This is a genomic window from Brevibacillus sp. M2.1A, assembly GCF_013284355.2.
Taxonomy (GTDB): Bacteria; Bacillota; Bacilli; order Brevibacillales; family Brevibacillaceae; genus Brevibacillus.
This window is the reverse complement of sequence record NZ_JABSUY020000001.1, coordinates 3,273,927-3,299,359: the sequence shown is the minus strand read 5'-3', so window position 1 is coordinate 3,299,359 and position 25,433 is coordinate 3,273,927. Positions and strand designations below refer to the sequence as shown.

Annotated in this window: 20 protein-coding genes; all 20 read right to left on the bottom strand. The window is 47.0% G+C overall.

The window, feature by feature from the left end; genetic code table 11:
- Window positions 1–35 precede the first annotated feature (35 nt).
- On the bottom strand, window positions 36–542 hold the full coding sequence (locus HP567_RS16355; RefSeq protein WP_173609456.1) for a GNAT family N-acetyltransferase: 507 nt from the start codon (window positions 540–542) through the stop codon (window positions 36–38).
- Between the two features lie 115 nt (window positions 543–657).
- Entirely contained in the window at window positions 658–2,316 is a 1,659-nt protein-coding gene (locus HP567_RS16350; RefSeq protein WP_173609457.1) for an AMP-binding protein, read from the bottom strand.
- A gap of 140 nt (window positions 2,317–2,456) precedes the next feature.
- Entirely contained in the window at window positions 2,457–2,933 is a 477-nt protein-coding gene (locus HP567_RS16345) for a hypothetical protein (protein ID WP_173609458.1), read from the bottom strand.
- A gap of 126 nt (window positions 2,934–3,059) precedes the next feature.
- The gene (locus HP567_RS16340; protein WP_106653076.1) at window positions 3,060–3,551 is read right to left on the bottom strand and encodes a YajQ family cyclic di-GMP-binding protein; all 492 of its coding nucleotides are present in this window, start codon (window positions 3,549–3,551) and stop codon (window positions 3,060–3,062) included.
- Window positions 3,552–3,571: 20 nt separating this feature from the next.
- A complete protein-coding gene (locus tag HP567_RS16335) occupies window positions 3,572–4,360 on the bottom strand; it encodes an SDR family oxidoreductase (RefSeq protein WP_173609459.1) in 789 nt (262 codons plus the stop codon).
- A 124-nt stretch (window positions 4,361–4,484) separates the two neighbouring features.
- The gene (locus tag HP567_RS16330) at window positions 4,485–7,580 is read right to left on the bottom strand and encodes an efflux RND transporter permease subunit (protein ID WP_173609460.1); all 3,096 of its coding nucleotides are present in this window, start codon (window positions 7,578–7,580) and stop codon (window positions 4,485–4,487) included.
- Between the two features lie 4 nt (window positions 7,581–7,584).
- Window positions 7,585–8,808, bottom strand: coding sequence for an efflux RND transporter periplasmic adaptor subunit (locus tag HP567_RS16325; RefSeq protein WP_173609461.1), 1,224 nt, complete (start codon window positions 8,806–8,808; stop codon window positions 7,585–7,587).
- A 248-nt stretch (window positions 8,809–9,056) separates the two neighbouring features.
- Window positions 9,057–10,916 (bottom strand): oligoendopeptidase F, encoded by a 1,860-nt coding sequence (gene pepF / locus HP567_RS16320; protein ID WP_173609462.1) that lies wholly within the window; start codon window positions 10,914–10,916, stop codon window positions 9,057–9,059.
- Window positions 10,917–11,013: 97 nt separating this feature from the next.
- A complete protein-coding gene (locus HP567_RS16315; protein WP_173609463.1) occupies window positions 11,014–12,300 on the bottom strand; it encodes a UDP-glucose dehydrogenase family protein in 1,287 nt (428 codons plus the stop codon).
- 12 nt (window positions 12,301–12,312) lie between these two features.
- Window positions 12,313–13,386, bottom strand: a complete 1,074-nt coding sequence (locus HP567_RS16310; RefSeq protein ID WP_173609464.1) for a glycosyltransferase — start codon at window positions 13,384–13,386, stop codon at window positions 12,313–12,315.
- Between the two features lie 26 nt (window positions 13,387–13,412).
- Window positions 13,413–14,363, bottom strand: a complete 951-nt coding sequence (locus HP567_RS16305) for an NAD-dependent epimerase/dehydratase family protein (RefSeq protein ID WP_173609465.1) — start codon at window positions 14,361–14,363, stop codon at window positions 13,413–13,415.
- Window positions 14,360–15,163: a glycosyltransferase family 2 protein gene (locus tag HP567_RS16300; protein ID WP_173609466.1), complete on the bottom strand. Its 804-nt coding sequence runs from the start codon at window positions 15,161–15,163 to the stop codon at window positions 14,360–14,362. Before HP567_RS16300 ends, HP567_RS16305 begins: the two co-directional genes overlap by 4 nt.
- Complete coding sequence (locus HP567_RS16295) at window positions 15,160–16,206, bottom strand: glucose-1-phosphate thymidylyltransferase (RefSeq protein ID WP_173609467.1); 1,047 nt, start codon at window positions 16,204–16,206, stop codon at window positions 15,160–15,162. Before HP567_RS16295 ends, HP567_RS16300 begins: the two co-directional genes overlap by 4 nt.
- A 122-nt stretch (window positions 16,207–16,328) precedes the next feature.
- Window positions 16,329–17,501, bottom strand: coding sequence for a glycosyltransferase family 4 protein (locus HP567_RS16290; RefSeq protein WP_173609468.1), 1,173 nt, complete (start codon window positions 17,499–17,501; stop codon window positions 16,329–16,331).
- Window positions 17,482–17,904: a hypothetical protein gene (locus HP567_RS16285; protein WP_173609469.1), complete on the bottom strand. Its 423-nt coding sequence runs from the start codon at window positions 17,902–17,904 to the stop codon at window positions 17,482–17,484. Before HP567_RS16285 ends, HP567_RS16290 begins: the two co-directional genes overlap by 20 nt.
- 105 nt (window positions 17,905–18,009) lie before the next feature.
- Complete coding sequence (locus HP567_RS16280; RefSeq protein ID WP_173609470.1) at window positions 18,010–18,693, bottom strand: DnaD domain-containing protein; 684 nt, start codon at window positions 18,691–18,693, stop codon at window positions 18,010–18,012.
- A gap of 120 nt (window positions 18,694–18,813) precedes the next feature.
- Window positions 18,814–20,103 (bottom strand): asparagine--tRNA ligase, encoded by a 1,290-nt coding sequence (gene asnS, locus HP567_RS16275; RefSeq protein ID WP_173609471.1) that lies wholly within the window; start codon window positions 20,101–20,103, stop codon window positions 18,814–18,816.
- Window positions 20,104–20,319: 216 nt separating this feature from the next.
- Window positions 20,320–23,106: a WIAG-tail domain gene (locus tag HP567_RS16270; RefSeq protein ID WP_173609472.1), complete on the bottom strand. Its 2,787-nt coding sequence runs from the start codon at window positions 23,104–23,106 to the stop codon at window positions 20,320–20,322.
- 177 nt (window positions 23,107–23,283) lie between these two features.
- Complete coding sequence (locus HP567_RS16265; protein WP_173609473.1) at window positions 23,284–24,795, bottom strand: AAA family ATPase; 1,512 nt, start codon at window positions 24,793–24,795, stop codon at window positions 23,284–23,286.
- Window positions 24,788–25,315, bottom strand: a complete 528-nt coding sequence (locus HP567_RS16260; RefSeq protein WP_173609474.1) for a hypothetical protein — start codon at window positions 25,313–25,315, stop codon at window positions 24,788–24,790. The genes HP567_RS16265 and HP567_RS16260 overlap by 8 nt, the downstream gene beginning before the upstream one ends.
- Window positions 25,316–25,433 lie beyond the last annotated feature (118 nt).

Here is a 25,433-nt window from a genome sequence, read left to right as displayed (position 1 = left end):
CATCCGCTAATGTGAGCCTTCGCTTTTTTCATGTTCTATAAAAGAATATACATGTGGCTCTCATCAAAGTATTGATCGCCATTTTTCAGTGCACGCTTTTCTAACCCATATGGAATAAAGCCCATTTTCTCATAAAGACGAATGGCAGCCGGATTGGTCGTAACGACAGCGAGTTGTACCGTATCAATATCTCCCCGCTCCTTTAAGTAGGCAAGTTCTGCCTGCATGAGCGCTTGTGCGACACCTGTCCCGCGATAGACTTCACGAACGTACATCGAGATGATAGAAGCTTTGTGTCTCGCTTTTAGCCCTCGGTGGCGGAAAAAACCGATGATGCCAGCCAGATGTCCTTCCACAAATGCACCAAAATAGCCGCTATCGCCTGAATCCCCTTGAGAAAGTCTTTGCCGCCACTCTTCCATCGATACCTGCATAGCCTCTTCATAGGTAGAGCCGAATGCGTCTGGATCTGTTTGCAGCCCTTCCAGTCTAATCTTTACCAACTCTTCTGCATCTTCTGGTCCCAAAAATCTGATTTCCATGCTTGGCTGCACCTCTCCTATTTTGATTTCCACTTATCTTAGTCAAGAGTTGCTCGAAAGTAAAGAACTATCTAAAAAAGCGCCAGGAGCATCTCCCTAGCGCTTGAACCTCATCCTATGCAGTTCCCGTATGATTTGAATTGCTTTGTCCAAACAGCTGTAACGCTTGCTCCCGCAGCTTGAACTTTTGTATTTTACCGGAAGCGGTCATCGGATATTCGTCTACAAACTGTATGTAACGGGGTATTTTGTAATGAGCAATTTTCCCTTCGCAATAATCCCGCACCTCATCCTCGGACAACGTCTCGTTGGGCTTTACCCGAATGCACGCCAATACCTGCTCTCCGTATTTGGCATCCGGTATACCTACTATCTGGACGTCCAGCACTTTTGGATGTGTATAGAGGAACTCTTCTACTTCACGAGGATAAATATTTTCCCCTCCGCGTATGATCATGTCTTTAAGCCTGCCTGTAATCTGATAGTAGCCTTCTTCATCGACGGTTGCCAAGTCTCCGGTATGTAGCCAGCCTTCGTGATCGATGGCCTTGACTGTCTCCTCTGGCATATTGTAATAGCCCTTCATAACCAAATATCCTCGCGTACACAGTTCGCCTTGTACACCTGGCGGCAAAATATCACCTGTCGCTGGATCGATGATTTTTGCTTCTACTTCTGCATGCAAACGACCGACAGTGGATACTTTTCGCTCGAGGGAATCTTCTGGTACAGTCTGTGTGATGACAGGAGAAGCTTCCGTTTGACCGTACGCTATCGTAATGTCACGGATTCCCATTTGATCGACGACCTTCTTCATGACCTCAATCGGGCATAAAGAACCAGCCATGATGCCTGTACGCAGCGAGCTGAGATCTCGCTCGGCAAACGTCGGATGGTTCAGCTCGGCAATAAACATCGTAGGCACACCGTACAGTGCTGTGCAGCGTTCGGCCTCCACAACCGCAAGTACAACGCCGGGATCAAAGGCGATGACTGGAACCATCGTTGCACCTGTCGCCACACATGCCAAGGTCCCCATCACACAGCCAAAGCAGTGGAAAAACGGAACCGGAATGCACACCTTATCCTCTAACCCGAGCCGCTGACATTCCGCTACTTTGATGGCATTGTTGACGATATTGACGTGCGACAGCATGACTCCCTTTGGAAAACCAGTCGTGCCGGATGTATACTGCATATTGATAACATCATCAGGTGAAAGCGTCGCCTGGCGTGCCATCTGCTCTTCTTCGGTGACCCGTGAAGCACGCTCGAGCAAATCACTCCACGAAAACATTCCAGGTTGTCGCTCATTCCCTAGATAGATGACATTTTTTAAATGCGGAAGCCTTTTGGATTGTAACGCTCCAGGTTCACATGTCTGTAACTCCGGGCAAATCTCCTGAATCATGGCAAGATAATTCGCATCGCGATAGGAATCCATTAAGAGAAGCGTCGTCGACTCTGATTGACGCAGCAAATATTCCAGTTCATGCACCCGGTAACTCGTATTAACCGTTACCAGCACTCCACCCATTTTCGCTGTGGCAAATTGCGAAATCACCCATTCAGGCACATTGGTCGCCCAAATCGCGATATTATCCCCTTTTTGAATGCCAAGAGACATAAATCCCCGCGCTGCCTGATTGCATATCGCTTGAAATTCTCCAAACGTATAGCGAAGCCCTCGTTCGTGATAAACCAGAGCCTCCTTTTCCTGATACTTACTAGCTGTGTCGTCTAACATGTTGCCGATTGTGGTCATATGAATCATACAAGCACCCCCAAACATTCAGACTATTCTGTAGGATTCTTCCTTTCCGCCACAATCCCTTCTTTTTCTCGTGTTCCTTGATAAAATGCGATTTCTCCTCCCAAAAAGAAAAGCGTCCCTTTTGTGGAACGCGATCTGTTTTACTTCACAACGATTTTTTTCGTAGTCTCTATCTTGTATGGCAGATGGTTGCTGTAGTTGAGCTCTACGCGAATTTCATGCTCTCCCTTGGGCAACTTTTTCAGTAAGAACTCTGGTTGATAAATCATCCCTTTTGGTTCGCCATTCAGGTATAAATGTGCGTGTCCCTCTCCAAAAACTGGGGCTTCGGCCAATTCGCCATTATCCTGGACAAACGTGAAGTTCTCCGTTAGCAAGGATACTTCTGCCGTCGTCCCATCCACCTTGACAGCCATATTCAGTGCCGGCTTTTCTGACCCTGCTGGCTGGTTCACGGGAGCCGTCGCTGTAACAGAAGCAGTTGGATCTGACGGTCGATAAGAGTCCGAGACGCTCAGGGGATCTTTGACCAAAAGTACGATTCCCGCCACCAGTGCTACAAGAAAAACAATTCCGCCTAAAATGAGATTGCGCATACTGATAATAAAGACCTTCATGTCTCTACTCTCCCTTTCGCAAGTGCTTGTCACTTATTTGTACATGCATATGCGAGAGTGAAGAGAGTTAGAAGCAAAAACTTTTCTAGTAGTCACTGCTCAAAAAGTTGGCTTTTCAGCAAGTAGTTAGCGATAGTTAATAAATTGTACTTCCAACGGCAGATCAGCCTTGCGAATTGCGTTGATGATTTGCTGCAATTCGTCTTTGCTTTTTCCTGTCACACGAATTTGATCGTCTTGAATCTGTGTTTTCACTTTGAGTCCTGTATCTTTGATGATGCTGTTGATCTTTTTCGCATTGTCTTTGTCGATCCCTTGCACCAGCTTGACACGCTGACGGACAGTGCCGCCCGCTGCCGGTTCCATTTTCCCGTAGTCGAGGTTTTTGATCGGGACATCCCGTTTGACGAGCTTGCCAAGCAAAATATCTTTTACCTGACTGAGCTTGAAGTCATCATCGGAGACGAGGACGAGCTCTTCCTTTTCCAAGGAGATACTGCTCTTGCTTCCTTTGAAGTCAAAGCGATTTTCTATTTCCTTTAATGCGGTCTGAATCGCATTGTTCACTTCGGACAACTCTACTTTGGACACGATATCAAATGAGCTCTCTTTACTCAAATGAATTCTCCTCTCTTTTATTAGATCGCGCGGATCAAACCACCATCGACGAGGAAGGATTGACCTGTCACGTAGCTGTTTGCTGGCGAAGCCAAAAACGTCACCATGCGAGCAAACTCGTCAGGCTGACCGTATCTGCCCAATGGGATTTGCTTCTCCCAATTTTCCCTTGCTTCATCAGCACTGATGCCCTTCGCCTCTGCGGTAAACCCATCCAGTTGTGCCACCCGATCCGTCGCAATTCTGCCAGGTCCAATGGTGTTAATCAGAATCCCATCTGGTCCGAGTTCTGAAGAAAGCGTCTTGGAAAGGCCCAATACCCCTGTACGAAACGTATTGGAAAGAAGTAAATTCTCAATCGGCTGTTTAAAGGACGAGGAAGCGAAGTTGATGATTCTGCCAAATTGGTTCGCTCGCATATGGGGCAAAACAGCACGAATAGCACGTACATAGCTGAGCAAATTTAGCTGGAAGGCTTGCATCCACTGTTCGTCTGTGAGCTGATCGAATCTGCCTGTTGCAGGCCCACCTGAATTGTTAATTAATATATCGACGCTGCCAAAATGCTTGACCGTTTCTTCCACAACTCGCTTGATATCTTCCTCCTTTGTCACATCCACTGTTACGGCAAGAGGTGATTTTCCAGTAGCCTGTTCGATCTCAGCTCGAACGATTTCCAGAGCAGCTTCATCTCTACCGCATATCGTGACATTCGCTCCTTCTTCGGCGAGGCACTGGGCTGTTGCCTTGCCCAAGCCTTTTGACGAGGCGAGTACCAGAGCCGTTTTTCCTTGCAAAAATAGATCCATATGCTTGCTCCTTTCATGGTTCACTCAGGTATGTATCTTGATCTCTTTATTCTACAGAACTTTCAGACGAAGGAAAAGCAAAAGAGAAGGGGTACAGCATATACTCCCCTTCTCTTGCAAATCACTATACCTCTGTCGGAGGTACGTTCTTGTCTTTGTTTTGTTTTGCCTCTCGTTTTGCTTCTCGCTTCGCTTGACGAGCCGCTTTGCGCGCCAGTCTTTTTTCCTTCGCCCCCTCAAACAGGGAGTACAGGACAGGAACGAGCACCAGCGTAACAATGGTATGGAAGATCAAGCCAGCGATTACAGCAGTTGCGAGCGGTGCCTCCAAATCAGAGCCTTCCGCCATCGCAAGTCCCATCGGCAGCATCCCGAGAATCGCCGTCAGCTTCGTCATGATAACAGGACGAATTCGTTCTTTGGTTCCTTGGATAATGGCTTCGGCTGTATCCATTCCACGCTTGCGGAGCAAGTTGATCCGGTCGATCAGAAGAATCGCATTGGAAACGACGATACCAACCAGCATGATAATCCCAATCATCGCCATTTCACCGAAAGTCCGCTGTGTAAGGACGAATCCTAACACGACACCGACCAGTGCCATTGGAATGGTCAGCATGATGATAAACGGCTGGGAAAGACGTCCGAACTGAGCAACCATGACGACATAGATCAAGGCAAGTACACCAACGAATACAAAGATCGCTTGTGTCATATTCGTGCTTTGTTCTTTCAATTTTCCGGCGATCTCTACTTTGTAGCCTGCTGGAATGACTACACCTGGGAGCTTCTCTCCGATCTCACGACCAACTCCGGCCAAATCGCCACCTTGAAGCTCAGCGGAAACGGTGATGATCCGCTCGCCTTTTTTGTGCTGAATCGTAACGGGAGATTTGCTATAGGTCATCTCTACCAAATCAACCAAAGGCACTGCTGCACCATTTTTCGCACTCACCATGACGTTTTTAAGTTGATCCGGGTGCTTCAGCCAGTTATCAGGCATTTTAGCCACTACGTTCACTTCGATTCCGTCCTGCGTGATAGAAGTAATTTGTTGGCTGCCAATCAGCACGCTCAATTGTTGTAACAGCGAACGATGATCTACATTCAGCCTTGCGAGAGCTTCTTCTTTTGGCAATAACGTGACCTTTTCCTTGCCTTCTTTAAAGTCGTTGCGAATGTTGCCGACACCGGAGATGGTAGAAAGCATTCCTTCCAGATCGGTAGCGATCTTGCTCATCTGCTCCATGTCGTCCCCGAAGATTTCCAATTGGATCGGCGCACTGCCACCCTGTTGTCCGTAAGACATAGAGACCGTTTCAATTCCTGGCAAGCCATTCAAAATATTGTTGATATCTTCATTCAAAGCTTCCTTATCCCTTGTTCTTTCTGTTTTCGGAATCAAGGAAATGAATAACTCTGCACTTTCCTTGGAAGCAAAGAAGAATACATCGTTAATTTCGGGGATTTTACGCAGCGCATCTTCCCCGGCTACAGCTGCTTTTTGTGTTTTTTCCAGTGTAGACCCAATCGGCATGTCAATATTGGCAAAAATGATATTTTCATTTGGATTGATCCCTTGGCCAGTTTTCATCATTGGCGTAAGGAATGCTGATCCGACTAGCATCAAAATCGCCAGTAAAATCGTTTTGACGCGATGTCTAATCGCAATTTGCAAAAGTCCGCTGAACGTACGGATGATAAAGTGTTCTTTCCCTTCACCTTCTAGCGAAACGTGCTTATCCTTTTGCAAGAAGCGATTGGAGAATACGGGAACAAAAAAGAATGCGGCGATTGTTGAAGCGATAATGGCGGCAGACACGGTAAACGCGATTGTTCCCAAAATCGGTTTGAGCCAGTCTTCAAAATCTGCAAGGACGAGCGGCAAGAAAACGATAATAATCGTAAGCTGCGAAGTAAACACAGGCGTCAGTACTTCTCTCGTTCCTTTTACAATCGCCTGTTTGAGCTCCTCGCCTTTCTCTCGATAGTGATAAATACTCTCCAGCACCACAATCGCGGCGTCAACAATCAATCCGACGGATAAGCTCAAGGACAACAAGCTGATCATGTCAATGTTGTACCCGCCGATTTTCATCGCGATAAATGTCATCAAAGCAGAGAGTGGCAGCGTCGTTGCAATAACGAGAGTAACCCTCCAGTTACGAAGGAAAACGAACAGGATGATAATCGCAAGCGCTCCACCGATCATCACATCACGACTGAGGTTGGAAACCGCATGCTTAATGAAGGAAGCTCCTTCAAACATGACTTTGATGGTATATTTGCCATTCGCTTCTGCATTTAATTCGCGAACAACCTCTTCTACCTTCGCTTGCGTGGTAATCAAATCATAACCATCCGATCGTGTAACGCTCAAATGAACAAAAACGGAGCTGTTTGTAAGCGCTACTTGATCCTTCACTTTTCCACGCAGGTCTTCAATGTCTGCGAGCTGATCTAGGGAAACCGCCCCCTTCGGCGTATCGATCGACAGAGCTCTCATTTCCTCCGCGTTTTGGTACGAATTGTCGATCATGACTACTGTGTCAAAACCTTTGTTCTCCAGCGTCCCAATCCCTTGTTTCCAGTTCGTATCCTGCAGTTGCGAGATGACTGCTGCAGGATTGGTTTGATATGCATTCAATCGCTCAGGCAACAGAGAAATGGCAATTTTATTTTCGAAGCTTCGGTCAGAAACCGATACTTCCTTGACTCCCTCGATTTCCTCAATGCGGTCCTTGATCGATGTTTTGGCCAGACTCAGCATCGTCTTCGGATCAGCACCTACGAGAGCATAGTCAATCATCTGTTCGCCACCAAAGCTGCTCTGGTTGACTTCTACGGAATCAATGGCTTTCGGGAACCCATTGCGAAGGCGGTTAACGGCATTTTGCACATCTTGCTTGACTTGCTCGCCTTTTCCTTCGTTCGCAGAAATATTGATACTTACGTGCCCAGCACTCGTTGAAGAAGAATATTTTTTAATATCATTAATCGATTTTAGCTCTTGTTCTACTTTTTTCGTTATTTTCTCTTCCATCTCTTCAGGAGGAAGTGACCCACCCGATATCCGAACAAAAATGTCCGGGAAGTTCGTTTTCGGTACCAATTCAATATTAAAGCTGAACAAGGAACCCAGTCCGGCAATGACGAGCAAAAAAGTAAACAAATAGACAATCAGTTGTCTCTTAAGCAAAAAGAGAATCATCTTGTTCATGCAACTATTCTCCCTTCGCCTCTACTTTTTGCCCTTCGACGTAGAATGTAATTCCACTGCTAAGGAGCTGGTCGCCTTCTTTCACTCCAGATACGATTTCGATAGAGTCTCCGACCATTTGACCGGTTTTCACTGGTTTTCTTACAGTCAGGCCATTCTCTACTGCCATCACGTAATGGTCGGTTTGACTCACGCCGACACTTTCCAGTGGCACGAGGAAGCCATTCACTTGGCGCGGTACCTCAATTGTCGCGGCCATTCCTCCACGCCAGTAACCATCTGCATTCGGAATCGTGATCTCGACGCGGTACTTCCCTGTATCCTTGTTCACAACTGGAGATATAAATGCAATGGTTCCTTCACTTTTCTTACCATCGTCCGACAAAGCCTGCACCTTCGTTTTCTCACGGAATTGACCGATCAATTCATTGGAGACATCCAAGGTTACTTTTACGTCAGACAAATCGACAATACGAATAATTTCTTGACCTGGAGAAGCCTGCTCTCCGATTTGCAGCCTTACATCCACAACTGTTCCCGCAAATGGCGCCTGAATTTTCGCATCATCCAAGCTCTTCTTCGCACGGTCTACACCGCCGGCTGCAGCTTTAATCGATGCGTTGGCGACCATGACATCTTCTGGCTCTGCTCCTTTTTGTAGCTCATTTAGAGATAGCTGAGCGTCACGCAGTGTAATCTCTGCTTGCGTAACAGCCCGTTTACTTGCATTTATTTCGTTTTGCGAAATGGCTCCACCGGCAAACAGCTTCTCACTTGTTGCGAGATCCTGCTTTGCTTTATCCAGGCTGTCTTGCGCACTTTTTACTTGCAAACGCTTCTGTTCAAGTGCTTCTGTTGTCGCACCTTTTAACGTCTTGATTTTACGCGCTGCTGCTTCCTCTACCTGCCCCTGTGCCGCTGCAATTTCTTTTTGGTGGTAACGCGTATCCAATGTGGCCAATAACTGACCCTGCGCGATTTTTGCTCCTTTGGTCGCGGAGATCGCTGAGATTGTTCCGCCTGTACCAAACGACAGTACCGCGTCACGCTTGGCTTCCACCATCCCTGTGACTGCGAGCATCACTGGCTTTGTTGCCTTTTGTACCTTTACAACTTCTACTACCTTCGCCTTTGCCTCTGTCTGCTGCGGTGCCTCTGGTGCTGGTGCTGAACAACCAGCAGCGACCAACATGACCGAAGCCAGAATAATGGATGCCCGTTTTTTCACAAGAATTCCTCCAAATTTTCACAATCATTCCTCATGGCGTAATTGTGCCAGTTTTTACCTCTGCTGCAAAACAGTCAGCGGGTGGAAATTCATCTCCGCCCCGAGACGGATAACAGTTCCGAACAGCGCATAAATAGATACGTAAGATAACTGGGAAAGTTACCTTTTATTGGACGATCTCGAAGAAAAATTTACAAAAAAAAGCAGTCAAGTCATAGACCTGAACTGCCTTTAGGATTTGATCCATTTTATTGTTCGACCAGCTGTTCCAGTTCTTCGAGCAATTCCTTGAAGACACTCAATGCTTCTGCAATTGGTGTTGGCGACGTCATATCTACGCCGGCGCCCTTGAGCAGATTGAGCGGATAATCCGAGCTGCCGCCCTTGAGGAACTGTAAATAACGATCCACGGCTGGCTGACCTTCCTCCAAAATCTGCTTCGAAAGAGACGTTGCGGCCGAGAAGCCAGTCGCGTACTTATACACATAGAATCCGCGATAGAAATGAGGTATCCGTGCCCATTCCAAATCAACTTCGCTGTCTACGACCATATCTGGACCGTGATAGGCAACATTGAGCTCACGGTAAATCGTACTGAGAGATTCGGCTGTCAGCGGCTCTCCCTGCTCTTCTTTTGCGTGCACAATTTTCTCAAACTCAGCAAACATGGTTTGACGGAATACGGTGCCACGGAACTGCTCCAGATAGTGATTGATCAGGTACATACGTTGTTTCTTGTCTGTCGTCGTCTCGAGCAAATGATTCATCAGAAGTGCTTCATTCAATGTGGAGGCTACTTCTGCTACGAAAATCTTGTAATCAGCATACGTGTAAGGCTGTGCGTGATTGGAATAGTAGCTATGCAAAGCATGCCCCATCTCATGGGCGAGCGTAAACATGTTGTTGACGTTGTCCTGATAGTTCATGAGGACAAACGGATGCGACGTATAAGCGCCCCATGAGTAAGCTCCGCTTGTCTTCCCTTCGTTTTCATGCACATCGATCCAACCGTTGGAAAAGCCCTCTTCCAAAATGCGACCGTACTCCTCACCCAGTGGATGAAGTGCTTCTTTGATCGTTGAGACAGCTTGGTCATACGGGATTTTCATGTCCGTCTCAGGTACAATCGGCACGTACAAATCGTACATGTGCAATTCATCTACACCCAATAATTTTTTGCGCAAGGCAATGTAACGGTGCATAAGCGGAAGATGCTCGTGGATCGTTGCAATCAGGTTATCGTACACAGGGAGCTCCACATTGTCGGCAAACAAGGCTGCGTACAGGGCAGACGGATATTTTCTCGTCCGCGCGTAGAAAACATCCCCTTTGATGGCAGATGTCAGCGAGGCTGCGATCGTATTGCGGAACTTGCCATACGTACTGTACAACGCTTCGAATGCTTCTTTGCGCACGCGTCGGTCTTTGCTTTCCATGAACTGCGTATAGCGTCCCTTGGTCAGCTCGACTTCCTCGCCGTTTTCATCGGTGATCATCGGAAATTTCATGTCAGCGTTGTTGAGCATCCCAAAAATTTTAGAAGGCGAGGACGCAAGCTCACTCATGTTTGCCAGCAATGCTTCTTCCTCGGCGGACAACGTATGTGGCTTGAAGCGAGTAATCTCTTCCAACAAAATGCGGTAGTGCTCAAGACCCTCTACTTCTTTGATCCACGTTTGCAAGTCTTCCGTCGGAATCGCCAAAATCTCCGGCTGTATGTACGAAATGGAACCGTATACTTGCGTGCTCAGGCTGGTCGCTCTGTCGGTTAGCCCTTGATACTTGCTATTCGCATTGTCTTCGTCACGGCGCATACGTGCATAGACGTACACTTGGTCAAGCGTCTTCAACAATTCATCTTGCAGAGTCAACACGGCCAGCAACTGTTTACCGGAAGTAGCCAGAGAGCCTTTCATTGCTGCGATTTTTTCTGTGAGCTGTTTTACTTTTTGAACGTCCGCTTCCCAATCATTATCCGTGGGATACATGTCCTCAAGACGCCATTTGTATTCAGCGGGGACGTCACTGCGTTTCGGCAGTGTTTTGCTTTTATTCACCGTGATCACTCCCTCGTTATTCATGTAAGATGAAATGGTCAAATCATCCATATGTGTATCCTATCGTATTATGCCTACAGGTTCAAATCAATCAGACGCTTTCATGTTTTCCACAGAAAAAAAGCTGAGCTTTCCCGAAATGGAAAAGTCAGCTTCTTCCTACTCCGATATAATGAAAGCCTGCTTCCTTTACCTCCTGGTTCGGCCAGGCATTTCGACCGTCTACCAAGATCGGCAGCGCCATGCTTTGGTGAACCTGTTTCCAATCCAGCTGGACACACTGTTCCCATTCTGTGACCAATAATGCGGCGTGTGCTCCTTCGCATGCTTCTGTCGCGGATTGCGAATACGTGATCTGTGGAAACTGCTTACTGACACCAGATGCTCCAATCGGATCGAACGCCTTCACGGAAGCACCTTTTTGCAGAAGTGCTTCTATCAATTTGAGCGATGGCGCTTCGCGGATGTCATCCGTATCCGGTTTAAACGTCAACCCCAGAACGGCAATTTGTTTCCCTTTCAGATCAGGGAGTTGCAAGCACAACTGTTCCAAAAACCAGGCAGGCTGCGTATTATTCACCTCTCGCACTTTATCCAAAATGCTTAATTGAATATTGTGCTCAGCTGCTAGCTGCAATAGCGCAATCGTATCCTTCGGAAAACAGGAGCCGCCATAGCCTACTCCGGCCCGTAAAAATTGCGGACCGATTCGGCTGTCCAGTCCCATTCCTCTCGCGATCGTCACGATATCCGTTCCCAGCGCAGTACTTAATCGTGCTAGCTCATTCATGAAGGAGATTCGCGTGGCCAAAAATGCATTTGAAGCGTATTTGATCAGCTCCGCGTTTGCTCTGGTCGTGACTACTCGCGGTGCCTTCACACCGTTGTACAGTTCCTCCATGCGATCCGCTGCCTGTGAATTATCTACGCCAATGACAATTCTCGAAGGCTCCAATGCGTCCAACAATGCACTCCCTTCCCGTAAAAACTCCGGGTTGGATGCAACAGATATCCCTTGGCAGCCAGCCAGCATCCCCGCTACTTTTTCCCCTGTTCCGACTGGTACGGTACTCTTGATTACCACGATGCGTTCTTGCGGTGCGAGCGAATGTACCTTTTCAATGTCAGAAACTGCCCCGAGTAAATAGGTTAAATCGGCTGTGCCGTCTGCTGCTTCAGGTGTCCCTACACAAATGAAAAAAATTTCTGCATCCTTCGCCTCTGTCAGATCCGTATAAAAAGTGAGCGCGCCATCATCCAATACTTTTTTCAATGCCTCATCTAAGCCCGGCTCGTAAATCGGCGAAATCCCTTGGCGCAATTTTTCTACTTTGGATGCAACGAGGTCAATACCAGTCACCTGATGACCGTTCATGGCAAGGGAAACAGCAGTTGTCAAACCTACGTAGCCGGTCCCAATAACGGCAACTTTCATTCCTTCACCTCATCATTTTTTTGACACACGCAAATAGAGCTCTTCTAGCTTCATACGTTGCTTATGGATATCATGGTTTTTTTCTACTTTCAGTCGAGCCTCCGCCGTGATCTGTGCCCACTCGTGACTTTCTGATAGTACTCGGTTTATCATTTTCCCAAGCGCAGTCGGTGATTTCTCCGGCACTAGATACCCCGTCACTTTGTTTTCGACCAGCTCCGGAATCCCCGCGTGATAGGTGGAAATGACAGGGCGTCCGCTAGCCATCGCTTCCATGATGACATTGGGAATCCCCTCTTGATTGCCATTTCTCGCGGTCTTGCATGCGATGATGAACAAATGGCACTTGGCCAGTTCACGCTGGACTTCACGATGTGGCAGAGCTCCTTTGAGCACGACTTGTGTGCCTAACCTGTTTTTCTTGATCAGTCGTTTGAGCTTCTTTTTTTCTTCTCCATCACCGACGATGATCAGCTTTGCCTTGGGATGTTTTTTATGCACGTGAGTAAACGCCTTGATAAGCGTATCCATCCCCTTTTTTTCAGTTAGTCTTCCTACGCTAAGTAAACGGTACTCCCCATTTTCCACGGGCTGAGGCGGCAGCATGGGAAATTTGCGCAAATCAATTCCTGAGCGGATAAGGGTAATTTTGGACGGGGGACAGCCCAGATGAATCAAGCGCTTTCTCATGTGATTGCTGACGACTGTAAACGCCTGGCCCTTTCGAAAGAGACGCATAAGGGACCTTCTGTACACTGGATTTTCTTTTACGCGCTTAGTCGCATCAAAGCCGTGAAAGGAAGTGATCAGGGGGAGCTTGCTTTTTTGTGCATAAGGAAGCAATTCTAATCCAGCAGGACCAAAACGGGCGTGCAGGCATTTAATTTTCTTTTTTCGCAGCCAAGTGGAGAGGCCGGCCATATGCTTGCGCACATAGACCGGCGAATAAGGAAATTGTTTTCGGTTAAAGGCTCGCTGTCGGGTCAACACCACGGGTTTGACCACTTGATGTCCAAGCAATTGCTCGTAAATAAATGTTTCACTCTTGGGAAGAAACTTTCTGCGATAAACGAGGACCCGATGCATGCAACTGGCCTCCTTTATGACGGGTGTTACCCCTTTGATTGCGAACGAATCTCTGCTAATTGATGGCGAAGGCCCTCTTCTAGCGTCACTTTTGGTTTGTATCCCAAGCGTTGTTGGGCAAATTGGATATCCGCACAGGTTCGTAAGGAGTCACCTGCCGGCCCATTTTGATACGTAATGCGAGGAGTCAGATTCATTAACGTGCCCATGATGGACAGCACATCGATGAGCTTGATTTCCCGATCTCCACCCACATTAAAAATGTCACCAGGAACTGCATGCTGTGCAGCGAGCAGGTTCGCCTCTACCGCGTCTGTTACATACGTAAAGTCTCGAGATTGCTGTCCATCACCATAGACGATGACCTGCTCGCCTTTCAGCATTTGACGAAAGAAACGATGAAAAGCCATATCTGGACGCTGTCTGGGACCATATACCGTAAAGTAGCGAAGCATGCTAACCGGGAGTCCATAAGCTTTTACATAAACCGAGCAAATTTGCTCCATCGCTTCCTTGGTCACCCCATAGGGGGAAACTGGGCGAAGAGGTGCATTTTCATTGGTTACTGTCCCTTGCATCGTTCCGTATACCGAAGAGGAGGACGAGACCACGATGACAGGTGGCTTCGGTCTTTGCAAACACGCCTCCAGCAATTCTTGTGTGGCCAAAATATTATGGCTAACATAATCAGCAAAGGATTTTCCCCAGCTGTTTCTCACACCTGGCAAGGCAGCGAGATGGAAAACAGCATCGACGTTCTCGAGCCAAATGTCCCAACGCCCGGTCTGAAGCGTTGTGGAGTGGAAGGTGAAGGCGGGGTGCTTTCCTATTTCGGCCAGATTACGCAGTTTCGCAGCTACATCGTAGTTATCGATGAATCCGTCGATCCCGATGACTGTCACGCCATCGTTCAACAATCGCTGCGTCAAATGAGACCCAATAAAACCTGCACAGCCGGTGACAAGAGCTTTCTTCATCGCCTCCGACGCCTCACTTTCTTGAGCCTTCTAATGACTAAATAACCGTTCTTGTAACCATAAATGGCCTTGTACTTCTTGCCCCACCTTTTCAGATAAAATTTGAATGTTTTTTTTCGCAAATAATTACGGCGAAACTTCATCTTGCTATCCGTGAGCTGACCTTTATGCTTCGTCCGGTTGTAAAGGGTTTGGTTGATGTACCTCACCCGATACTTTTCAATTAATCGCAAAATGATTCGCCGATCCTCCATAATCCTTCCCTCGTATCGATCCGAGGTATCCCAACCACCCACTTGATGTAGGGCTTCAACACGATAGCAACGTGGAGAAACCATCCAGCGATTGTATTTCAGAAACTGGTATTTGTTATGAAATGTCTTGTGCTTCACCTTAATCGACTTGGTATATTTTCCACGCCTAACTTTCCAGATGTTCATGTTTCCGTAGAAGAGAGCTGTGCTTTTCTTGCTTTTGTGAATGTACTTTTTGAGTACGGCCAGCGTTCGTTTCGGTAACCAGTCATCGGAGTCGAGTTGTACGAGATATGGGGTATCCACCATTGACAATGCCTGATTCATGACTTTGCCGATTCCAGAATTTTGTTCCATTCGATGATACATAATGTTTGGGTGGTACATATATTTTTCAATTTTACTTCTGGTGCGATCGGTGGACGCATCGTCAATGATCAGCAGCTTCCAATCTTTTGAGGTCTGATTCAAGACGCTTTTGATGGCTTTGCGAATAAACTTGGCGCGATTGTATGTCGGAATGACTACAGTAAAGGTCGGATTCATACGTCCTCCCTCTTTACAGCCGGAATGCAAATGGACGATTTGTCGCTTACAATGAAGACTCCCGTACTGTTAGAAGATTGACCCGTCATCATCGATGAGCGGCCGAAAACGCTGTTAGTTATTTTCCAGGCAATGTCATGCAACGAGCAGTTTTCCAGCAAGATACTATTTTCGAGATACGAGCAATTTTTCAAGCTTACGCCATTTTGGATCGAGACGTAGGGTCCGATTTGACAATTTTCGATCACACAATCTTCACCGATTAGTACGGGACCCGTAATCTTCGAATTTTTTACAATCGTTCCTTTGCCAATTTGATGTTGATTGCCTAGCTCCCTCGTAAGCATCCACTGGTTGGCCTCAAGCCAACGATCAATAGTTCCCACATCCGAATATTTTCCGTTGGTGACGGAGTGAGCCAATTTGAATCCGCGATTAATCATCGATTGAATCGCATCCGTTATTTCTAGTTCGCCTCGGGGAGATGGCTGTAGGGTAGCAATTGACTCAAAAATAGGTGGCGTAAACAGGTATGCGCCAATCACAGCGAGGTTGCTCTTTGGCTGACGTGGCTTCTCCTCTACAGAGATTAGTCGTCCTTTTTGTACTTCTGCGATCCCATAATCCTGTGGTCTCTCCACTTGACTTAGCATCACGACACCGTCAGATTTCCCCTTCGCAAACGCTTTGGTAAGCCCGTGAAGCGAATCCATCAATAAATTATCACCTAGTAGCAAGATAAACGGTTCGTCTTGCAAAAACGGTTGCGCTAGCTGGACTGCATGGGCAATTCCCAGTCGTACCTCCTGCCTGATAAACGTAATGGTAGCCCCGAATTGACTACCATCACCCACCATGGGAGGAATCTGTGATTGAGAAGGATGTATCACGATGCCAATGTCCTGAATGCCCACTTCACGCAGTTTGCGAATGCAATAGTGTAAGACCGGGTGATTGGCCACAGGGAGGAGGGTTTTCGGTTGCGAATAGGAAAAGGGGTGCAGTCGCGACCCACGTCCAGCACACAAGATTAACCCTTTCACAAGTATCACTCCCCAGTTGTGCTCTGCGATACTTATAAGGTATGCGTTTCTGGATTGCTGGACAGGGCAGACGTCCACAATGACACAAGAAAAGGCAACCACCTATATCATTTCCACTCGAACTATCCTGTTTTTAAAAGCTGTTGTTTCTCTTCACTTCGTGTTGGAACGACTGATTCAAATATGTTCAGATAGCCCTGCGCAGTTGCATACCAAGAGAAAAACTTGGCTCGCTGGAGGGCCTGTTTGCCCATTTCATTCCGGACAGCAGGTGAACTCCACAACAGTTCCCAGACAGCGGGCAATCCTTTTTCCCAATCTTTTGGAGGGATGATAAAGCCACTTTTCTCGTGGGCAACAACTTCACGAATGCCGCCGCGTGGAGTGGAAATGACGGGCTTTCCGGAAGCCATTGCTTCTAAATTGACACGGCAAAACGCTTCTTTCCAAACAGACGGTGTCGCCACGACATCCCCAATTTGGTAGTAAAGCGGCATCTTTGCGGATGGAACGAAATTGACGAAACGCACCTTTTCCCCCAACGGCTTCGCAAGGCGCTTGAGCTCACGAACATACGGATTCAAGCGATTACTGCCGTATCCCGTACCGCCGACAATGACGAGTTTGGCTTTCGGGTCTTGTTTGCTCACCCGGCGAAATGCTTTGATCAGCACATGTACCCCTTTGCCGCGCATGAGTCTTCCGGCATAAAACAAGACGCGATCATCTGGCTTCAACCCGAGTTCTTGACGCATTTTTTTGACTGCTATCTTTGCAACCTGATAAGGCGTGACATCAACCCCGAGGTGAACCGCATGAATTTTATTTGCAGGAATCTTGCACGTCCGAATAAAATGTTGACGTAAAAATTCACTGTTCGTAATAAAGCCTGTTGCCAGTCGAACGGAGCGCCGCATATTTTCCTTGCTGATGGTCGGCTGTGATCCATACACGTGAGAGTGCATATTTACAAAGATTGGGATATTGGGAAAATGGCGTTTTAATGTGAGAACATAGATTGGTCTGTTTTCCACGAGGATGACATCTGGCTTGTTCTTCTTGATATGGTTAATAATCCGGCGCAAATAAGGCTTTGGCCCTTGATACGGGACGCGAATGAACTGCCGGTTTTCTTCCACAGATGAGGTCGGATAGGTTGCACATTGACGAGTGTAGATGGTTACGTTATGCATAGGCTCAATCATCTTTGTGACCTCGTCAATATCGTGCTCGACCGAGCTTCCTTTGACTGGTGGCACTGAAAAGGGGCCCGGACTAATAATTGCGATGTTCATTTCGCTCGATCTCCCACTCCTTTTTCAGTGAAAGAACTACTTGATACAAGTACTGCAATTGTTTGGTATGGTTTTCTTCAAGCTTCTCCCATCTTTCTTCCCACGACGCAAGTGCCTCTTTCAGTTCCATCACTTCTTGCTCAAGCTTGTGAACCTGTTCCACGACAGCCTCGTCTGTCTCTCTCATAATAATTTCAAAGGTAGGCTCCAAGACCAGTTCCTTTGGCTGCTCTGCTGTTGTATTTACGACCAACTCCTGGACGTTTTCCGTTACTTCCTCTTCTTGCTTTTCATTGGCTTTTACAATTGAAATACGTTGAACTGCCTCATCTACGACATAACTCCCTGAAAACACACCTGGTGTCACCCAATGAGACAGATCCCATTTTTTCCGTTTTTCCACAAGTTATCGCCTCCTGAAGCTTGCATCTACGTAATATGTTATGACAGCCAAGGAAAATGGGTACGTGTACGGTGACATAGAAAAAACCGCTTGATTTGGATGAAATCAAAGCGGTTGCCCGTGGTCTCTCATATTTGCTTGTCTACGGAAGTTCAAGCTGTAAAGACGCGCTTGTTCTACGGTTGTTATCTGTTGCTTTTGCCATTCGAGCAAGATCCTGTCGATATAGCGGATGTGGAGCTTACCGACGGTTGCAGCCTCACGCAAAGCGGTCAAAATCAATTCTTCCTGATAGCCGTCCTGTTCGGTCCACATATGGATATTCTCCAATTCAAACGGCGCTAGCGGGCGACCAAATGCCTGCTCGAAACGAGCGTAAATGGCAACAGGTTCGGCATCCAGAGAAACAGCCACTTCCATAAAAGGGTCCATGCTTCTCGGGTCTACTTGCTGCTCCCGCCAGGTGTGGTACAGCTTTTTGTACAACGGGGTCAAATTGTATTGCTCATGACGCATGCCCGTTTGTGGATCGATAAACTCATCTATCGTAATCCAATCTTCTTTTAATAGCTTTTGAAGAGATTGAATCAATCTCCTGCTCGTCATGGACATGCGTTCCTCCAGCTCTGTTAAGGTCGGGAATCGATTCCCTTCCTGCTGAAAGGACAGCAGATGAATCAGTAGCATCATCTCGTCATCAGTCAATGACATACGCTTATACATTTTTAAAAGAAGGTTGGAGACGGATGTTGCTCCTTCTTGCAACAGTTGCAATATATGGGAGTCCATAACGCATATTCACCTCTGGGTTGGAATAACAAGGGAGTGCGTAAAACGCGCTTTCAAACAATAGGAACACCCTGCTGCCCTCGCGCAACAGGGTGTAGATCGTTCATCGATAAAGGAACTCTATGGGTAGAGACGATTCAGCATGCGTGGGAATGGAATGGTTTCACGCACATGATCCAGACCGCAAATCCATGCAACGGTGCGCTCCAGACCCAAACCGAAGCCGGAGTGAGGAACTGTACCATATTTGCGCAGATCCATATACCAGCGATAAGCCTCTTCCGAAAGCTCATGCTCAGCAAAACGTTTCTCCAAGAGTTCTGGATCATCAATCCGCTGGCTACCCCCGATGATTTCACCGTAGCCTTCCGGTGCGATCATATCCGCGCACAGAACCACCTCTGGACGTTCAGGGTGAGGCTTCATGTAGAAAGCCTTGATTTCGGTAGGATAATGGGTGATGAAAACAGGCTTGTCGAAGTGGTCCGCAATCATCGTCTCATCCGGTGCTCCGAAGTCGTCCCCCCATTTGATCTCGCTACCTTTTTCCTGCAAGAGTTTGATCGCATCATCATAAGAGATACGTGGGAACGATCCCGTTACATTTTGCAGTTTTGTTGTATCGCGCTCCAACGTTTTCAGTTCGCGCTCACAGTTTTTCAATACGGATTGTACCACATGAGAAACAAACGCTTCTTGAATACGCAGATTTTCTTCGTGATCCACGAAAGCCATCTCCGGCTCGATCATCCAGAACTCGATCAAGTGACGACGTGTCTTGGATTTTTCGGCGCGGAAAGTTGGACCGAAAGAGTAAACGCGACCTAACGCCATAGCGGCTGCTTCCATATAAAGCTGGCCGGACTGTGAGAGATACGCATCCTCATCAAAATATTTGGTATGGAACAGATTGGTGGTGCCTTCCGCAGAGGTCGGTGTCAAAATTGGTGGATCTACTTTTACGAAACCGTTCTCGTGGAAGAACTCATACATGGCGCGAATCACCTCGGAACGCACAGCCATGACTGCACGCTGACGTGGAGAACGCAGCCACAGGTGGCGATGGTCCATGAGGAAGTCAACACCGTGTTCCTTCAAGGAAATCGGATATTCCTGGGCGATCTGAATAATTTCCACACCTGTTACTGTCAGTTCGTAACCGCTTGGTGCACGGTCATCCGCACGAACTACACCGGTTATGTAAAGTGAGCTTTCTTGTGTGAGCTGCGATGCATTCTCCCACACTTCTTCCCCTACTTCTGCTTTTACTACTACCCCTTGGATGAAGCCAGATCCGTCGCGGAGCTGCAAAAATTGAATCTTGCCGCTGCTGCGTTTATTGTATAACCAGCATCCTAGGCGTACTTCTTGTCCAACATGCTGCCCGATTCGGGCAATCGTCGTCAACATTGAATGATTCCCTCCATTTACCATGCCACGCAAATACAGACTAAGTATACCAAACAATTATACTATTGGGGGCCTGCAAATTCAATGAAAGTATCCCTACATAATGTTAACCATAATTTAATTATGTAAACAAATGTGCATTTGGGAGACCTGATCTCAGCATCGGCCTCCCTGCTCCTGAATCATCCACTCGCCCCATTGTTGTTTCCTGCCGAATTATTTATCGTTCTCGATATCGCTATCGTATTCTTCAGTACTTTCATAATCTTGTTCGAGATCACTTTCATCTGTGCCTTCCTCATCTTCATCCGTGTCGTGATCCTCCATGTCATCCTCGTCCCTGTACTCATCTTCCATGTCTTCCTCATCCGTATCTTCGTCTTCCATATCCTCATCTTCCTCGTCTTCATCGTCTGTATCTTCGTCTTCCATGTCCTCATATTCCACGTCTTCATCATCCGTATCTTGGTCTTCCATGTCTTCATCATCCGTATCTTCATCATTCATGTCTTCCTCTTCAAAGTCGTGATCTTCTTCGACTTCTTCTGCCCCCAGTTGTCCCCTCTCTGTTGACCATTCCAACATTTCGTGTGGAACATCTACTCCCTTTACTCCAATCCCGATCCAGTGAATCACACCTGTCGCTTCCTGCCCCTCTTGATTGCGAAATACGGTGATGATCGCGGAAGTCCTTTTCGTATATTTGAGCGACGTATAAATGCCCGGTTGGTTTGTCATCGCCACCATACAATAATGGGTATCCGCATAAGGCTGTGGCAATCGAACGGTCACATCTGTAGACTTGCTTGCGGCAGAAAGTCTGAAGGGGACAAAACCGTATTGTTGCAAGGTTACTCCTATATGATTATGCGTCTCAATTACCGGAAAGGATAATTTCTCAGCATCAATAGACTGATCCGCAATGTGATGGGTAGTGACAGCTTTGGACGCAATTTTAGAACCGGTCACGGAGTCCTCTGCCAGTTTTTCCTGCGTAATGATCCGGTTTTGCAGATGCTGTTCTGTTATGCTCCTGCTAACAAGATGACTTCCTTTGAGCGTCCCTTCCTTAATATGAGTTCCATCCAAGCTGCCTTTTATGACATGAGCACCATGAACGGAATGGCTATCCAGCTTGCTCGCATCAATGCTCTGATCGGCTATTTTCTCTCGAGTGACACTTCCGTCCTGTATTTTTTCCTTAGAAATGGAGTTACCCTGGAGATGGTCCGCTTGAATGATGTGAGTGTTGAGATGTGTAGATGAAATTGCTTTTTCCGCAATCTTTTCCCCCGTGACGGCTGATCTGCCGAGGTGGCGTGTCTTGATCGCATCTTTCGCTATTTTGGGCGCTGTGATGACGGCATCTCCAAGTTTGCTTGTCGTAATGCTTAGATCTGAAATTTTGTCTGTGGAAACAGATTCTGGTGCCAATTTTGAGGTGGTTACCAAGTGGTCATGCAGATGCTGGGTCTGGATGATGTACTCGCGTAGATGATTGCCCCCAATGATTCTGTCAGTTAAATGCTGTTCTTCTATAGATCTTCTTGCCAGCTTTTCTGAGCGAATGGTCCCGTCAATAAGATGTCGTGAACTCACGCTCTCATCAAGCAAGTGTTGCTCTCCTACACTCCTGTTCGCCAATTTGTCGGTAGTAATAGCCTTATCAGCTATCTTAGCTGTGGTAATCTGCTGATCCCCAATTTTTTTAGCCGTCAGCATCCCATCTTGCAAGTGACTCGATAGGACACTGCCAGCTTGTAAATGTGTGCTGCCGATTGATTCTTTGGCGAGCTTTTCTGCCGTGACACTGTTGTTGTCCAAATGCTCGGTTAATATCGCGTATGGCCCTACCTTATCACTGGTCACCGCTTCTGGATGTAAATGCTGACTATAAATGGCCTGAAATGCAATGTGATGATCCGTGATGCTTCCAGCACTAATATTACTGCCATCTATCAGCTCTTCCGTGAGATGATGATGGTAAATGGAGCCTTCACGAATATGTTGAGACTCAATTGCATCTTCATCTATCTTCGTGGATGTTACTGAACCATCGCGTAATTTATCGCCCGTGACAGCTCCATCCTCAATCTTCACGGTGTTGATCACATAATTGGCGAGATTACTTGTTTGAATGGTCCCCATCTTTATTTTTTCCGAGGTAATCGATTGATCCTGGATCAACTCATTCGTGATCGCTTGCTCCTGAATATGCTTGCTTTGGATCGAGTGGTCGGCAAATTTCATCGAGTCGATGGTTTTATCGGCTAACTTCTCGGACGTAATGCTATGGTTGATCAATTTTTGTGCGGAAATCGAATAATCCTGCAAATGCTCGCCGCTTACGATTCCCTGCCCCAAATGATCCCTCTGTACTGAATGCGGTGCGAGTTTGGTGGAAGTTACGCTCTTGTCCGCGAGTTTGCTGCTATCCACGGCATAATCCTTTAGAATCGAATTATCCACGGCGCCTTGCTTAATCTTGGATGCGTCAATGGCACGGTTCGCAATTTTTTCTGTTGTCACCGATTGATCTGTCAAGTCGTCTGTATAAACAAAAGATTGGACACGATCATCATTTCGGTCTTTGATGACCTTCGAAAAATAGTTCGGATTGACAGTTGAGCTTTGTTTGGAGGATACGCTTTGTTTAGAAGATACGTTTTGTTTGGAAGGTGAATCCTGTCTGGAAGACGAGTCCTGTTTGGAAGTCGAATCCTGCCTGGGAGTTAAATCCTGTTTGGAAAGCGAGTCCTGTTTGGAGGATAGGTCCTGCTTGGGTACTTTGGGAATCGGTTGTTGTTGCTCTTTCGGTGTGGCAGCAGAAATGGGAGGTATTCTGTGACTGCTCTCCAAATTACTTTCAAGCAGATTTAATTCGAGGTCTTCCATCCACTCCCGATCGGGTGATGATGTATATGAGAGCGGTAACTCGTGCATGGTCTGCCTAAAGGTTTTGCTCAGACTTTTGTTTGCTTTTCGCCGGTTCACATTGGCCATAGGGTCTCCTTGCCTCCTGATTTCATTCCCGTATCACTTTTGTAGGATATTCAACCATTTCCCTATTTGGCACCGTGTCTACAAAATTGTTTCATCCTGATTTGCTCAAGTTGCCAGCTAACACAAAAAAACCTGCTTCGCCAACTCTTCCATTGGCTAACAGGTTCTTCATCTTACTTATACAGCAACTTCTTCCTTCGTTTGTGATAATAGCGCCCTGAACTCATCGCCTTGCAGAACTTCCGCTTCCAACAATGTATACAAGCCTGTTTGGAATACGGAGTCATACTGTCTCAAAAGATTGCGGGTTTCTGCGAGCAATCCTTCCAGCAGACGCTCAACCTCGTCATGAATCCGGTTCTTATCCACATATTGCAAATGTACAATCCCCAGATCGGACATACCGCTTTGTACAATTTCCTGTGCCATTCCCAGCGCTTGCTCGAAGTCATTCTTCGATCCAGTGCTGCGCCCACCGTAGTAGATTTCCTCCGCTACGGCTCCTCCAAGGCTAACCATGATTTGCTTCTCCATCGCTTCCTTGGTATACAGATAGCGGTCTTCCATTGGATTTTGTCGGACGTATCCTAATGCTTTGCCTCGTGGACTCAGCGTGACCTGCGAGACAGAGCCTGGTCGCACGCTCTCACTGACAATGGCATGTCCCAATTCATGGAGAGCAACACGCTTCTTCTCTTCCTCTGATGCTTGACGGTCTACCTTCTCCCCGAGCATAACCTTGTCTACGGCATAGGCAAAATGCTTCGCAGTGATTTTTTCCTGACGGTCACGCATGGCATAAATAGCTGCTTCATTGGCTACGCTTTCCAGCTGCGCGCCAGAAAATCCGAATGTCTCCTGTGCCACTTTTTCCAGTGTGACATCCTCGCCTAGCGGTTTATTGGCCGTGTGAATGGTCAAAATCTGCTCGCGTGCTGGCTTGTCTGGAAGATCAACGCTAATATGACGGTCAAAACGACCAGGTCGCAACAGCGCTGCGTCGAGCATGTCCTTCCGGTTCGTAGCAGCCATGACCAAAACCCGCGGCTTGTCGGTCGTAGCCACACCATCCATCTCCGTCAAGAGTTGATTCAAGGTTTGATCGTATTCCCGCTGCTGTTGACCGTCCCTTTTTCCACCGACGACATCGATCTCATCGATAAAAATAATCGCGCTGTCTTGCCCATTTTTCTCTGCTAATGCCTTCGCTTCCTGAAACAATTCACGGACGCGTTGTGCACCGACACCGACATACATCTCTACAAACTGCGAACCTGATGCCGCTACAAAAGCAGAATTTGTATAGTTCGCTGCTGCTTTCGCCATCAGTGTCTTACCCGTACCAGGAGGACCTGTCAAAAGAACACCTTTGATCGGACGAATCCCGTACTGCTCAATTTTGTCCTTATACACGAGAAAATCAAGCGATTCCTTCAGCTCTTTTTTGGCGCGTTCCTGTCCACCGATATCGGCAAACTGCACGTCCGATTTCGGCAGCTCATGCTTGTTTATTTTTCTTTTCCCACCGAGGGCGACATTTCCGCCTTGTCCATTTTGCTGACGGATGACCAGAAAGTAAAGCGCACCCAGTACGACTCCGAACACCAAAAATGGGGTAATGTTTACACCTAGAAAAACAAGAAAAATCAACAGTGCAGGTACGACGCCGATCAGTACTTCCTTACGCACGTGCCTTCACCTCTTTTTCAATGGAACGAGGTATGATGGTGTAAAAATCCTCCGTTCCTTTTTTCAAATAAACATAAATGTTTTCGTCATCCATCGATGCAGATGCTTCGTCGAGTTGATTCCCTTTTTTCCATTGTGCCACGAGGGCTGGAATGCGGCTATACTCATGCAACTCCACTGCTTCGGTAAACACAAATTGACCGCTTTGCCAAATATCGTCCATCGCTGTCGACTGATTGTCGATGTCAATGACCACTTCTTTTTCACCTGCGATCTTTTGTGTTTCCGTTAGCAGATTTCGATATTCTGCTGGAAATGTGTCTGGTTTTGTAACAGTTACATCTATTTGAATTTTATCTTTGCTGATCTCCAAATTGCCCAATGTTGCGGACTGCATTTGGCCAATTTCTGCACGGATTGGCTCCTCAATCTCCATCTTTTGGTACAAGAACCATCCTCCGAACAGGAGTGCCAATGTTGCCACCAAAGATAATCCTATTGCGCTCTTTTTCAACTGCACGGCTACTCCCCCCATAAATATCGTTCTCGTTTTCTCTCTAAGCAACATCCAAAGTATATCATATGAGTATATCAATTTCTTATACAGATGTTGGATGGAATGCCAAACAGGCCTTCTC

Bases quoted from the DNA above. Each gene is read 5' to 3' on its own strand.
- HP567_RS16355 (WP_173609456.1), bottom strand. From the start codon at position 542: ATGGAAATCAGATTTTTGGGACCAGAAGATGCAGAAGAGTTGGTAAAG.
- HP567_RS16350 (WP_173609457.1), bottom strand. From the start codon at position 2,316: ATGATTCATATGACCACAATCGGCAACATGTTAGACGACACAGCTAGT.
- HP567_RS16345 (WP_173609458.1), bottom strand. From the start codon at position 2,933: ATGAAGGTCTTTATTATCAGTATGCGCAATCTCATTTTAGGCGGAATT.
- HP567_RS16335 (WP_173609459.1), bottom strand. From the start codon at position 4,360: ATGGATCTATTTTTGCAAGGAAAAACGGCTCTGGTACTCGCCTCGTCA.
- HP567_RS16330 (WP_173609460.1), bottom strand. From the start codon at position 7,580: ATGAACAAGATGATTCTCTTTTTGCTTAAGAGACAACTGATTGTCTAT.
- pepF (WP_173609462.1), bottom strand. From the start codon at position 10,916: ATGGATGATTTGACCATTTCATCTTACATGAATAACGAGGGAGTGATC.
- HP567_RS16315 (WP_173609463.1), bottom strand. From the start codon at position 12,300: ATGAAAGTTGCCGTTATTGGGACCGGCTACGTAGGTTTGACAACTGCT.
- HP567_RS16310 (WP_173609464.1), bottom strand. From the start codon at position 13,386: ATGCATCGGGTCCTCGTTTATCGCAGAAAGTTTCTTCCCAAGAGTGAA.
- HP567_RS16305 (WP_173609465.1), bottom strand. From the start codon at position 14,363: ATGAAGAAAGCTCTTGTCACCGGCTGTGCAGGTTTTATTGGGTCTCAT.
- HP567_RS16300 (WP_173609466.1), bottom strand. From the start codon at position 15,163: ATGAATCCGACCTTTACTGTAGTCATTCCGACATACAATCGCGCCAAG.
- HP567_RS16290 (WP_173609468.1), bottom strand. From the start codon at position 17,501: ATGAACATCGCAATTATTAGTCCGGGCCCCTTTTCAGTGCCACCAGTC.
- HP567_RS16280 (WP_173609470.1), bottom strand. From the start codon at position 18,693: ATGGACTCCCATATATTGCAACTGTTGCAAGAAGGAGCAACATCCGTC.
- asnS (WP_173609471.1), bottom strand. From the start codon at position 20,103: ATGTTGACGACGATTGCCCGAATCGGGCAGCATGTTGGACAAGAAGTA.
- HP567_RS16270 (WP_173609472.1), bottom strand. From the start codon at position 23,106: ATGGCCAATGTGAACCGGCGAAAAGCAAACAAAAGTCTGAGCAAAACC.